Source organism: Streptomyces roseus (genome assembly GCF_001044425.1).
GTDB lineage: Bacteria > Actinomycetota > Actinomycetes > Streptomycetales > Streptomycetaceae > Streptomyces > Streptomyces roseus.
In genome coordinates, this window is record NZ_LFML01000034.1 from 38,564 (window position 1) to 51,355 (window position 12,792).

10 protein-coding genes are annotated in these 12,792 nt (G+C 74.8%); 1 reads left to right on the plus strand and 9 read right to left on the minus strand.

Annotated features, from left to right (window positions below):
- Positions 1–68 precede the first annotated feature (68 nt).
- The 7 genes from ACS04_RS09830 to ACS04_RS09860 form a co-directional block, all read right to left on the minus strand.
- Positions 69–722, minus strand: coding sequence for a TetR/AcrR family transcriptional regulator (locus tag ACS04_RS09830; protein WP_078864596.1), 654 nt, complete (start codon positions 720–722; stop codon positions 69–71).
- Positions 710–1,447, minus strand: a complete 738-nt coding sequence (locus tag ACS04_RS09835) for an enoyl-CoA hydratase family protein (protein WP_048476160.1) — start codon at positions 1,445–1,447, stop codon at positions 710–712. The genes ACS04_RS09830 and ACS04_RS09835 overlap by 13 nt, the downstream gene beginning before the upstream one ends.
- Before the next feature lie 93 nt (positions 1,448–1,540).
- Positions 1,541–2,713 (minus strand): acyl-CoA dehydrogenase family protein, encoded by a 1,173-nt coding sequence (locus ACS04_RS09840; protein WP_209441669.1) that lies wholly within the window; start codon positions 2,711–2,713, stop codon positions 1,541–1,543.
- Positions 2,710–4,650, minus strand: a complete 1,941-nt coding sequence (locus ACS04_RS09845; RefSeq protein WP_048476161.1) for an acetyl/propionyl/methylcrotonyl-CoA carboxylase subunit alpha — start codon at positions 4,648–4,650, stop codon at positions 2,710–2,712. Before ACS04_RS09845 ends, ACS04_RS09840 begins: the two co-directional genes overlap by 4 nt.
- A gap of 8 nt (positions 4,651–4,658) precedes the next feature.
- On the minus strand, positions 4,659–6,257 hold the full coding sequence (locus ACS04_RS09850; RefSeq protein ID WP_048476162.1) for an acyl-CoA carboxylase subunit beta: 1,599 nt from the start codon (positions 6,255–6,257) through the stop codon (positions 4,659–4,661).
- The gene (locus ACS04_RS09855; RefSeq protein ID WP_048476163.1) at positions 6,254–8,032 is read right to left on the minus strand and encodes an acyclic terpene utilization AtuA family protein; all 1,779 of its coding nucleotides are present in this window, start codon (positions 8,030–8,032) and stop codon (positions 6,254–6,256) included. Before ACS04_RS09855 ends, ACS04_RS09850 begins: the two co-directional genes overlap by 4 nt.
- The gene (locus ACS04_RS09860; protein WP_245236340.1) at positions 8,029–8,838 is read right to left on the minus strand and encodes a TIGR03084 family metal-binding protein; all 810 of its coding nucleotides are present in this window, start codon (positions 8,836–8,838) and stop codon (positions 8,029–8,031) included. The genes ACS04_RS09855 and ACS04_RS09860 overlap by 4 nt, the downstream gene beginning before the upstream one ends.
- A 353-nt stretch (positions 8,839–9,191) precedes the next feature.
- Between ACS04_RS09860 and ACS04_RS09865 the strand changes: the two genes are divergently transcribed.
- Entirely contained in the window at positions 9,192–10,805 is a 1,614-nt protein-coding gene (locus tag ACS04_RS09865) for an alpha/beta fold hydrolase (RefSeq protein ID WP_048476164.1), read from the plus strand.
- A 94-nt stretch (positions 10,806–10,899) separates the two neighbouring features.
- On the opposite strand, the gene ACS04_RS09870 is transcribed toward ACS04_RS09865, so the two are convergent.
- Together ACS04_RS09870 and ACS04_RS09875 are read right to left on the minus strand one after the other, a co-directional pair.
- Positions 10,900–11,841: an EamA family transporter gene (locus ACS04_RS09870; protein WP_078864599.1), complete on the minus strand. Its 942-nt coding sequence runs from the start codon at positions 11,839–11,841 to the stop codon at positions 10,900–10,902.
- A gap of 47 nt (positions 11,842–11,888) precedes the next feature.
- The coding region (locus ACS04_RS09875) for a (Fe-S)-binding protein (protein WP_048476166.1) at positions 11,889–12,792 on the minus strand (904 nt) is incomplete at its 5' end.

Consider the following 12,792-nt stretch of genomic DNA (forward strand, 5'->3'; position numbering starts at 1 on the left):
CGGTCAGGGGCGCCGCTTCCCGTGGGAACACGGGGGGCGGCGCCCTCGGTGTGCGCGGGGCCCCGGCCTCAGCCGAGGGCGGCGTCCAGGATCCGGGACCACTGGGCGACCACCCGGGCACGGCGGGCCGTGTCGTCGGTGAGGACGTTGGCCAGGCCGAGGCCCCGGGCCATGTCGAGGAGGCCCTGCACGGTCTCGCGGACGCCGGGGACCGACTCGTCCGCGCCGAGGAGCTCCACGGCGATGCGGTGGGTCTCGCGGCCCAGGCGGGCCTCCAGTTCGGTGACCTGGGGGCGCAGCTGCTCCTCGTTGGAGGCGGCGACCCACAGCTGGAGGGCCGCGCGGAAGAGGGCTCCGGTGTAGAGGTCGACGATGGCTTCGACGACGGCGGGGCGGGCGGCGGGTCCGGCGTGGAAGAGGTCGCGCAGGGCGGCGGACCGCTCCTCGGAGACGTAGGCGACGGCTGCGGTGAACAGGTCCTCGCGCGTCGGGAAGTGGTACTGGGCCGCGCCGCGGGAGACCCCGGCGCGTTCGGCGACGACGGCCACGGTGGAGCCGGCCCAGCCCTGTTCGGCGAGGCAGGCCACGGCCGCCTCCAGGAGGTGGCGGCGGGTGACGCGGCTGCGGGCCTGCTTGGGGCCGGACGGGGTGTCGGGTGACGCCGGCTCCTCCTCGGCGGGCCGGGCGTCCCCGGACGGGCGGGTGCCGGTCACAGGGCCCATGACGGGTCCCGGCGTTCGAAGCGGGCGGTGATGCCCTCGCGGGCCTCGGCCGAGCCGAAGTGGTGCGCGGAGAGCTCGGTGAGCGCGCCGCCCTCGGCCGCCAGGACGGCCCGCACCGGGGCGGTGAGCAGTTCCTTGGTGGCGGCGAGGGCCCCCGGGCCCGCCTTGCGCAGGCCCGCGAGTACGGGGGCCAGGGCCTCGTCCACGTCCTGCGCGTGCAGGGTGAGCAGGCCGATGCGGACGGCCTCGGCGGCGTCGAAGGCCTCGGCGGTGAGGAAGTACCGGGCCGCGGCGCGGGGGTCCAGGCGCGGGAGCAGCGGCGCGGAGATCACGGCCGGGACCACGCCCAGGTGGGTCTCGGTGAAGGCGTACGTGGAGGCGGGACCCGCGGCGGCGATGTCGCAGACGCCGAGGAGGCCGAGGCCGCCCGCCCGGACGTGGCCGGTGACGCGGGCCACGACCGGCTTGGGGAGCTCGGCGATCTCGCGGAGCAGGGCGAGGAAGTCGGCCGGCTCGCACGGGGACTTCAGGTCGGCGCCCGCGCAGAAGGTGTTGCCGGTGTGGGTGAGGAGGACGGCCCGCGTCCCGGGGTCCGCCGCCGCGGCGGCGAGGGCCGCACGCAGCTCACCGACGAGGTCCGCGGAGAGGGCGTTGCGGTTGGCCGGGGAGTCGAGCGTGAGGGTGGTGATGCCGAGCGCTCGCGCGGCGCCGACGGGGCGGGTCATGCGGGATCCTCCGGAGGTCGTGCGGGTCCGGCGAGCGGGGTGGCGGTGCCCGCCGGGACGGATGGCGGCCGGGCGGCGGCTCCGTCGCCCAGGTTAGTAAGACTTGGGGAGGCCCAGGGTCTGGTGGGAGACGAAGTTCAGGATCATCTCGCGGCTGACGGGGGCGATGCGGGACACCCGGGAGGCCGTGATGAGAGCGGCCAGCCCGTACTCGCGGGTGAGCCCGTTGCCGCCCAGGGTGTGGACGGACTGGTCCACGGCCTTCACGCAGGCCTCGGCGGCGGCGTACTTGGCCATGTTCGCGGCCTCGCCGGCGCCCATGTCGTCGCCCGCGTCGTACAGGTGGGCGGCCTTCTGCATCATCAGGCGGGCGAGTTCGAGCTCGATGTGGGCCGCGGCGAGGGGGTGGGCGATGGCCTGGTGGGTGCCGATGGCCTCCTTCCAGACCTGGCGGGTCTTGGCGTAGTCGACGGCCTTGGCGAGGGCGTAACGGCCCATTCCGATGGCGAAGGCGGCCGTCATGATCCGCTCGGGGTTGAGCCCGGCGAAGAGCTGGAGCAGGCCCGCGTCCTCGTCGCCGACGAGGGCCTCGGCGGGCAGCCGTACCTCGTCCAGGACCAGTTCGAACTGCTTCTCCGCCGCGTGGAGTTCCATGTCGATGACGGAACGGGAGAAGCCGGGGGTGTCGCGGGGGACGATGAACAGGCAGGGCTTGAGGCTCCCCGTCCGCGCGTCCTCGGTCCGTCCGACGATGAGGGTGGCGTCGGCGATGTCCACGCCGGAGATGAAGACCTTGCGTCCGCTCAGCACCCACGTGTCGCCGTCGCGGCGGGCGGTGGTGGTGATGCGGTGGGAGTTGGAGCCGGCGTCCGGCTCGGTGATGCCGAAGGCCATGGTGCGGCTGCCGTCGGCGAGGCCGGGCAGCCAGGCCTGCTTCTGGGCGTCCGTGCCGAAGCGGGAGATGACCGTGCCGCAGATGGCGGGCGAGACGACCATCATCAGCAGGGGGCAGCCGGCGGCGCCCAGTTCCTCCAGGACGATGGAGAGTTCGGCGATGCCGCCGCCTCCACCGCCGTACTCCTCGGGGAGGCTGACCCCGAGGTAGCCCAGCTTGGCGGCGTCGGCCCACAGTTCGTCGGGGTGGCCGCCCTCACGGGCGACGCGGGCGAGGTACTCGCGTCCGTACCGCTGTCCGAGTGCGGCGACGGCCGCGCGCAGGGCCTCGTGCTCTTCGGTCTCGACGGTGGTGGCGATGGCGGGGCTCATGCTGGCGTTTCCTCCTGGACTACGGCGAGCAGGGCGCCGAACTCGACCTGGCGGCCGAGGGCGGCGTGGAGCGCGGTGAGCGTGCCGGAGGCGGGCGAGACGATGCGGTGCTCCATCTTCATGGCCTCCAGCCAGAGCAGGGGCTGCCCGGCGGTGACGGTGTCGCCGGGGGCGAGGCCCTCGGCGACGCGGACGACGGTGCCGGGCATGGGGGCGAGCAGGGATCCGGGTTCGGTGCGGTCCTGGGGATCGGCGAACCGGGGGACGGGGGTGAGGGTGTGGGCGCCGGTGAACGGCGAATCCACGTACACCTCGGGCTTGTTCGAATTGTGTTTCACGTGGAACAACCGCCGGACGCCGTCGACTTCGAGGGCGACCCGGTGGCGCTCGGCCGACAGGACGCGGACGCCGGGGTGCTCCTCGGGGTCCACCGGGTGGTAGCGGACCTCGTGCTCGGTGCCGGCCACGGTGTAGCGGCGGGTCTGCGGCCGGGAGCGGAGGTTGCGCCAGCCGCCGAGCCGCCGGGCCAGCGGCGCGCCCGGCGCCGGAGCCGCCTCGGCGAGGGCTCCGGCGAGCGCGGCGAGCGCGGTCCGGGCGGCGGCGTCCGGGGCGGGCTCGGTGAGGGCGGCGAGGTGGCGCTCGTAGAACCCGGTGTCGAGCTGCCCGGCGGCGAACTCCGGGTGCCGCAGGGAGCGTACGAGGAGCTCCCGGTTGGTGGTCAGGCCGTGGACGCGGGCCCGCGCGAGGGCGTCCGCCAGCGTCCGGACGGCCTCGGCCCGGGTCGGGGCGTGGGCGATGACCTTGGCCAGCATCGGGTCGTAGTGGACGCCGACGGCGTCCCCGTCGGCGAAGCCGGTGTCCACGCGGACCGCACCGGGGACGTCGAGGGTGTGCAGGACGCCGCTCTGGGGGCGCCAGTCGCGGGCGGGGTCCTCGGCGTACAGGCGGGCCTCGACGGCGTGCCCGGCGGGCTCCGGGGGCGTCAGCGGCAGCGCCGCGCCCTCGGCGACGCGCAGTTGCAGGGCGACGAGGTCGAGGCCGAAGACGGCCTCGGTGACGGGGTGTTCCACCTGGAGGCGGGTGTTCATCTCCAGGAAGTACGGGCGCCCTTCGGCGGTGACGAGGAACTCGACGGTGCCCGCGCCCTGGTAGGAGACGGCGCGGGCGGCGGCGACGGCGGCCGCGTGCAGGCTCTCGCGCAGGCTGTCCGGCAGGCCGGGCGCCGGGGCCTCCTCGATGACCTTCTGGTGGCGTCGCTGGAGGGAGCAGTCGCGGGTGCCGAGGGCCCAGACGGTCCCGTGCGAGTCGGCGAGGACCTGCACCTCGACGTGGCGGCCCCGCTCGACGTAGGGCTCGGCGAAGACCTCGCCGTCGCCGAAGGCGGAGGCCGCTTCGGCGCAGGCGGCGTCGAGGGACTCCTTGAGGGCGTCGAGGTCCCGTACGACGCGCATGCCCCGCCCCCCGCCGCCCGCGGCGGCCTTGAGGAGCAGGGGCAGGTCGGCGGCGGTGGCGGCCGCCGGGTCGACGGGTTCCAGGAGCGGGACCCCGGCGGCGCGCATCAGCTCCTTGGCCCGGGTCTTGGAGGCCATGGCCTCGATGGCCCGGGGCGGCGGGCCGATCCAGGCGAGTCCGGCGGCGGCGACCTCGCGGGCGAAGCCGGCGTTCTCGGAGAGGAACCCGTAGCCGGGGTGGAGGGCGTCCGCGCCGGCGGCGAGGGCGGCCTCGATGAGGAGGTCGCCGCGCAGGTAGGTGTCGGCGGGGGCGGCGCCGGGCAGGCGCACGGCCGCGTCGGCCTCCCGCACGTGCAGGGCGCCGGCGTCCGGGTCGGAGTGGACGGCGACGGTGGCCAGGCCCAGGGCGCGGGCGGTACGGAAGATCCGTACGGCGATCTCGCCGCGGTTGGCGACGAGGAGGGAGGTGATGGGCTGCTGAGTCATGTGCGGGCTCACATCCGGAAGACGCCGAAGCCGCCGCGGGCGCCCTCGACGGGGGCGTTGTGGACGGCGGACAGGCACAGGCCGAGGACGGTACGGGTGTCGCGCGGGTCGATGACCCCGTCGTCGTACAGCCGCCCGGACAGGAACATCGGCAGGGACTCGGACTCGATCTGCGCCTCCACGAAGGCGCGCATCCCGGCGTCGGCTTCGTCGTCGTACGGCTGCCCCTTCGCGGCGGCGGACTGCCGGGCCACGATGGAGAGCACCCCGGCCAGCTGGGCCGGGCCCATCACGGCCGATTTGGCGCTGGGCCAGGCGAAGAGGAAGCGGGGCTCGTAGGCGCGGCCGCACATGCCGTAGTGGCCGGCTCCGTAGCTGGCGCCGATGAGCACGGACAGGTGCGGGACGCGGGAGTTGGCGACCGCGTTGATCATCATCGATCCGTGCTTGATGATGCCGCCCTGCTCGTACTCCTTGCCGACCATGTAGCCGGTGGTGTTGTGGAGGAACAGGAGCGGGATGTCGCGCTGGTTGGCGAGCTGGATGAACTGGGCGGCCTTCTGCGACTCGGCGCTGAACAGCACGCCCTGGGCGTTGGCGAGGATGCCGACCGGGTAGCCGTGCAGGGTGGCCCAGCCGGTGACCAGGCTCGTGCCGTAGAGGGGCTTGAACTCGTCGAAGTCGGAGCCGTCGACGATGCGGGCGATGACCTCGCGGGGGTCGAAGGGGGTTTTCAGGTCCGCGGGGACAATGCCGAGGAGTTCCTCCGGGTCGTACTTCGGTTCCTCTGCGGGCTGTGGATCGGGGTGCGCCTTGCGGTGGTTCAGGCGGGCGACGACGCGGCGGGCCTGGCGGATCGCGTCGTGCTCGTCGAGGGCGTAGTAGTCGGCGAGTCCGGAGGTGCGGGCGTGCATGTCGGCTCCGCCGAGGGACTCGTCGTCGCTCTCCTCGCCGGTGGCCATCTTGACGAGCGGCGGACCGCCGAGGAACACCTTGGAGCGGTCCTTGATCATGATGGTGTGGTCGGACATCCCCGGGATGTACGCGCCCCCGGCGGTGGAGTTGCCGAAGACGACGGCGACGGTGGGGATGCCGGCCGCCGAGAGCCGGGTCAGGTCGCGGAAGATCGCGCCGCCCGGGATGAAGATCTCCTTCTGGGAGGGGAGATCGGCGCCGCCGGACTCGACGAGGCTGACGCAGGGCAGGTGGTTCTGCCGGGCGATCTCATGGGCCCGGAGGGCCTTCTTGAGGGTCCAGGGGTTGGAGGCGCCGCCGCGGACGGTGGGGTCGTTGGCGGTGACGAGGCATTCGACCCCCTCGACCGTGCCGATGCCGGTGACCATGGACGCGCCGACGGGGTAGTCGCTGCCCCAGGCCGCGAGCGGGGACAGCTCCAGGAAGGGGGTGTCCGGATCGAGGAGCAGCTCGATGCGCTCGCGGGCGAGCAGCTTGCCGCGGTCCTTGTGGCGGGCCGTGTACTTCTCGCCGCCGCCGAGGAGCGCCTTGGCGTGCTCGGCGTCCATCTCGGCGAGACGGGCGGTGGCGGCCGCGCGGTGGGCGAGGTGGTCGGGGGCGTGCGGATCGACGGTGGTGGTGAGGCGGGTCATGGGGCGGTCCCCTCCGGGGTGAGCGGGAGGTGCGTCGGCAGGAGGCGGGCGGGGATGTCGACGTGCCGGGCGCGCAGCCATTCGCCGAGGGCCTTGGCCTGGGGGTCGAAGCGGTGGGCGGAGGCGACGCCGTCGCCGAGGATCCCGGTGACGGTGAAGTTGAGCGCGCGGAGGTGGGGCAGGAGGTGGCGGGTGACCGCCAGCCCCGCCGTCTCGGGGAGCAGGACCTGGAGTTCCTCGGCGGTGAGGGTGGTGTGGAGCCACTCCCAGGCCTCGTCGCTCTCGACCCAGACCCCGATGTTGGCGTCGCCGCCCTTGTCCCCGCTGCGGGCCCCGGCGAGCCGCCCCAGGGGCACGCGCAGGGTGGGTCCGGCGGGGGCGGCCCCGGCCACGGCCGTAGGCCGGCCTTCGGCTCCGCTCACCGGTACGGCCGGGGCGCCCGGGAGCGGAAGGGCCGGGACCGCAGGAGCCGGGACCGGAAGGGCCGGCACCGGGGGGACCGGGTGGCGGGTGCCGTCCGGGAGGACCGCCACGTGGGGGACCGTGGCCGAGGGGACGGCCGAGGAGGTGAAGACGCCGTACGGCTGGGCCGGACCCGGCGGGGACGTCACGTGGAAGCCCGGGTAGCTGGCCAGGGCGAGTTCGACGGCCTCCGAGGTGAGCGTGCGGCCCACCCGGTCCGGAGACGGGTCGCGCACCACCAGGCGGAGCATCGCGCTCGCCGTCTCCTCGGTCCGCGCGTCCTCGTGGTCCGTACGGCCCAGCGTCCAGTCCGCCGTGGCCACTTGCGACAGCGCGTCCGCCAACTGGGCCTGGACCAGCGCCGCCTTCTCCTCGATGTCCAGGCCCGTCAGGACGAAGACCACCTCGTTGCGCCAGCCCCCGATGCGGGTCACGCCCACCTTGAGGGTGGGCGGCGGGGGTTCCCCGACGACGCCCGTGATCGCCACCCGGTCCTCGCCCTCCTGCGCCAGGCGGACCGTGTCCAGGCGGGCCGTCACGTCCGGGCCCAGGTAGCGGGGGCCCTGGGTCTCGTACAGGAGTTGGGCCGTGACCGTGCCCACCGAGACGACCCCGCCCGTACCGGGATGCTTCGTGATCACCGACGAACCGTCCTCCGCGATCTCCGCCAGCGGGAAACCGGGGCGGCGGACGTCGTGCGCCGTGAAGAAGGAGTAGTTGCCGCCGGTGGACTGGGTTCCGCACTCCAGGACGTGCCCGGCCACCACCGCACCGGCCAGCCGGTCGTGATCGTCCGGCGCCCAGTCGAACCACCAGGCCGCCGGCCCGCTGACCAGGGCCGCGTCGGTGACCCGGCCCGTGACCACCACGTCCGCTCCGGCCCGCAGGCAGGCCGTGATCCCCGCCCCGCCGAGGTAGGCGTTGGCCGTGAGCGCACCCTCCGCGAACGGCATCAGGTCGTCGCCCTCGACGTGGGCGACCGAGACCGGGACCCCGGCCCCGGCGGCGAGCGTGCGGATCGCGTCGGCCAGTCCGGCCGGGTTCAGGCCGCCCGCGTTGGCGACGATCCGCACGCCCCGCTCCCGCGCGAGGCCCAGGCTCTGCTCCAGCTGGCGCAGGAAGGTCTTCGCGTAGCCGAGCTCGGGGCTCTTCAGCCGGTCGCGGCCCAGGATCAGCATGGTCAGCTCGGCGAGGTAGTCGCCGGTCAGCACGTCCAGCGGGCCCCCGGTCAGCATCTCCTCGAAGGCGCTGAAGCGGTCCCCGTAGAACCCCGAGGCATTGCCGATGCGCAGCGGCCGCCGGCCGCGGCTCATCGGGCCGTCCCCGGGGCGCGGCCCGGGCCCGCCGGTCCCGCGAAAGCCTGGGCGATGTCCAGCCAGCGGTCGGCGCCGGGACCGGTCGCGGTCAGGTCCAGGTCGGCGCGGTGGGCCCGCTGGGTCACCAGGAGGCAGAAGTCGAGCGCCGGTCCGGTGACCCGGTCCGCAGCCTGCGGCGGACCGTAGCTCCACGTCTCCCCGCCGTCCGGCGCTGCGAGCTCCACCCTGAACTCCGCGGCGGGCGCGGGCAGTCCCCGTACGGCGAAGGCGTAGTCGCGGGCCCGTACGCCGATCCGCGCCACGTGCCGCAGCCGCGCGGTCGGGGTACGGCGTACGCCGAGGGCGTCCGCGACGTCCTGGCCGTGTGCCCAGGTCTCCATGAGGCGGGCGCCGGCCATGGAAACGGCCTTCATCGGCGGCCCGTACCAGGGGAACCGGGTGTCGGGAGACGCCGCGGCGAGCGCCGCGTCGAGGGCGCCGCGCCCGGCCCGCCAGCGGGCCAGCAGCTCGGCGGGCGCCAGCGCGGCGCCCTCCTCCGCGCCCTCGTCCACGAAGGAGTCGGGGGACTTGACGGCCTCCTCGACCAGGGCGGTGAAACCCTCCGGATCGGTGACGGAGATCAGTGCGGCCCGGTCGGTCCAGTGCAGGTGGGCGATCTGGTGGGCGACGGTCCAGCCGGGCGCGGGCGTGGGCTCGGCCCAGCCGGCGTCGGGCAGGTCCCGCACCAGGGTTTCGAGCGCGAGGCCTTCCTCGCGCAGATCGGCGTAGACGGCCAGGACGGCGGCAGCTGACGGATCGGGCACGGCGGGCTCCCCTTTCGGCGTGAGGGGAAGACTGGCAGCCGCGCACAAAACAATCAAGCATGCTTGCATGATTTGGCCGAACGGCGATTCCTCCTGCGCACCCTTCCCGCCAGCGCCGCCAAGTCCCCCGGACAGGGCGGGATTTGACGTCGGGCTGCATCTCATCCCAGGTCAGTGAGGCCCGGGACACCGGGGCCGGAGGGCGCGATTCTGGCCGTACGCGGCAAAGCGCGGGATCCCCGCCGGGCGTCGCGCCGATACTGAACGCTTCGTCGCCAGCGAAGTCCCGCGGAGCCGCCCCCACGCGCAGCAGACAGTCGCCGAACGTCACCCGACGAAGAGGATGAACCGACGTGATCTCAGCCGCCTTCTCGCTCTATCCCGAACTCGACGCGCACGCCCTCACCGCGTTCGTCGCCGCACTCGAAACCGGAGACGTCACGGGCCTCGCCCCCGCCCGCGCCGCCGAGGTCGCCAACGCCCGCTCCGTCGCCGTCTTCAGCCGCACCAAGGTCGCCGGCTGCGACGGGGACCTGCTCGACGCCGCCCTGTGGCGGCACAGCGGGGCCCAGCCGCGGCCGGTGATCGTGATGCCCTCGCCGTGGACGAACCACGGCTGGCTCCCGTACGCCGTCCAGGCCGGCGTGTTCGCGGCCCGCGGCTACAACGTGCTCGCCTACAGCACCCGCGGCTTCGCCGGTTCCGAGGGCCAGGTCGACGTGGCCGGCCCGCTCGACGTCGCCGACGGCAGCCGGGCCCTGGACCACCTCATCGACCGCACCGCCGGCCCGGTCACCAAGATCGGCTTCCTGGGGGACTCGTACGGATCGGGCATCGGCCAGCTCGTCGCCGCGCACGACACCCGCGTCGACGCGGTGGTCGCGCTCAGCACCTGGGGCGACCTCGGCGAGGCCTTCTACGAGAACCGGACGCGGCACGTGGCCGCCGTCGAGGCGCTGCTCAAGGCGGCCGCGAAGGCCAGGCTGAGCCCGCAGACCCAGAGCGTCTTCGAGAACGTCCTCGCGGGCCGCGACATCCAGGGCACCCTGCGCTGGGCGGAGCAGCGCTCGCCCTTCACCCACGTCAAGGAGCTCAACCGCCGTCAGGTCCCCGTCTACTTCTCGCACGCCTGGCACGAGACGCTCTTCCCGGGCAACCAGACGCTGAAGCTGTTCAACGAGCTGACCGGGCCCAAACGCCTCGACCTCTCCATCGGCGACCACTCCGGGCCCGAGATGACGGGCATGATCGGCCTGCCCAACCGGATCTGGACGAACGCCCACCGCTGGTTCGACCAGCACCTCAAGGGCGTCGACAACGGCATGGCCGAGGAGGGCCAGGTGCTCAGCGAGGTGATGTGGGGCCAGACCCTGGAACCCCGCCCCACCTGGGACTCCGTCACCGAGCAGGTACGCCGGCTGCACCTGGCGAGCGGCGGGGAGTTCAGCGAGCGGCCCGAGGCCGGCTGGAGCACGGACATCCTGTGCGGGGTGGACACCCCGGCGACCGTCGCCGACGAGATCGTCCGCTCCGGGTACGACGAGATCGCGGGCCGCCCGAAGACCTACCGGACGGGCGACATCGACCGCACCGTCGCCGCCGTGTGGAGCGCCGACCCCGAGGCGGAGACCGCCCGGCTGCGCGGCACGCCGCGGCTGCGCGTCACGTACCGCGCCGCGAACCCCGACTCCTCGTTCGTCGCGTACCTGCTCGCGGTGGCGCCCGACGGTACGGCCCACATCGTCACGCACGCCCCGTACGCGCACCTCGACGCGGCCCCCGACAGCCTGGTCAGCGCCGACATCGAGCTCCAGGCGACGGCGTACGACGTCCCGCGCGGGCACCGGCTGATGCTGGTGATCGACGCCCGCGATCCGTTCTACGGGGACGCCAACCTGCCGCGCGCGACGCTGGCGTTCACCTCCCCGGAGGCCACGCCCTCGTACCTGGACCTGCCCCTGGGCTGAGCGCCGGGCGCCCGGCGCCCGCCCCGCCGAGCACCCCCGTGGCCGGCGGGCCGGGCGTACGGCCCGCGCGTGCGTCGTGCGCCGTGCGTCCGCGTCAGTCGGATTTCGTGCGGGTCTGCGAGCGGACCGCGCCCATGCTCGCCGCGATGACCAGCGCGATCGCGAGCGCGTCGAGCGCCGACATCGCCTGGTTCAGGAGCAGGAACCCGGCCGTGGCCGCGATCGCCGGCTCCAGGCTCATCAGGATCGCGAACGTCGGGGCGGGCAGTCGCCGCAGCGCCAGCAGCTCCAGGGTGTACGGCAGGACGGAGGACAGGACGGCGACGCCGACGCCCAGCGCCAGCGTGCTCGGCACCAGGAGCGCCGGGCCGGCCTCGATCACGCCGAGCGGGAGCGAGAGCACCGCCGCCACCGCCATGGCCAGGGCCAGCCCGTCCGCCTGCGGGAAGCGGCGGCCCGTACGCGCGCTGAACACGATGTACACCGCCCACATCGCGCCCGCTCCGAGGGCGAAGGCGGCGCCGAGGAGGTCCAGGCCGCCGAAGCCCTCGCCACCACCGTGACCGGCGAGCAGAGCGACGCCGCCGAGGGCCAGGCCGGCCCACAGGAGGCTGACCAGACGGCGCGAGACGATCACCGAGAGGGCGAGGGGGCCGAGCACTTCGAGGGTGACGGCCGGGCCGAGCGGGATCCGGTCGACGGCCTGGTAGAAGAGCCCGTTCATGCCGGCCATGGCCACGCCGAAGGCGACGATCGTGCCCCAGTCGGCGCGCGCGTACCCGCGGACCTTGGGGCGGCACAGGAGCAGCAGCACCAGCGCGGCGGCCGCGAGCCGCAGCGTGACCGCGCCCGCGGCGCCCGTCCGCGGCATGATCATGACCGCGAGGGCGGCGCCGAACTGCACCGAGACACCCGCGGCGATGACCAGGGCGACGGGGCCGAAGCGGGACGGGGCGGCGGGCCTCGAAGGCACCGGAGTCGTCGTGAGGTCGGCGGGCGGCGCGGCGCGGTCGGACGTGGGGGAAGTTGCGGGCATCAATCCAGACTAAGGGGTGCGTAAGGGCCGCGGCGGCGCGTGTTGGCTTACACGTGTCGGTCGGCCTGCTCCTCCCCGGACCCGCCCTCGGGCAAGCCGCGGTCCGGGCCCGCGGACGGCCCTTCGGCCAAGCCCTCGGGTAGGCCCTCGGCCAAACCGTCAGCCAGGAGCTCGGCCAGGTGGCGGGCCCGGCCGCCGTCCGACAGCCGGGCGATCTGCGTACGGCAGGAGAACCCGTCCGCCAGGACCGCCGCCCCGGGCGGGGCCGCGCGCAGGGCGGGGAGCAGCTGTTCCTCGGCGCAGGCCACGGAGACCTCGCGGTGGCCCGGCTCGAAGCCGAAGTTCCCGGCGAGGCCGCAGCAGCCGCCGCTGAGGTCGCCCGTGAGCCCGGCGCGCTCGCGCAGCCGCCGGTCGGCGGCGTCGCCGAGGACGGCGTGCTGGTGGCAGTGGGTCTGGCCGACGGCCGGGCGGTCCAGGCGGGGCGGGCGCCAGTGCGGGGCGCACTCCTCCAGCGTCTCGGCGAAGGTGCGCACGGCGTCGGCGAGCCGCCGCGCGCGCGGGTCGTCGGGGAGGAGGGCGGGGAGGTCGGTGCGCAGGGCGGCGGCGCAGCTGGGTTCGAGGACCGTCACGGGCCCTCGTACGTCGCCCATGGCGTCGAGGGTGCGGCGCAGTACGGCGCGGGCGCGGTCGAGGCGGCCGGTGGAGACGTAGGTGAGCCCGCAGCAGACCCCCTGCGGGGGCAGGGCCACGTCGAGCCCGGCGGCGCGCAGGACCGTGACGGCCGCCCGGCCCGTCTCGGGGGCGAGGTGCTCGGTGAAGGTGTCGGGCCAGAGCACCACCCGCCGCGGAGCCGCCGAGGCGGCTAGCGGGGCCGGTTCGGCGTCGGCAGCCGGGGCCGGGTCGGCGGGCGCGGGCGGGGCCGGGGCCGGGTCGGCGGGCGCGGGCGGGGCC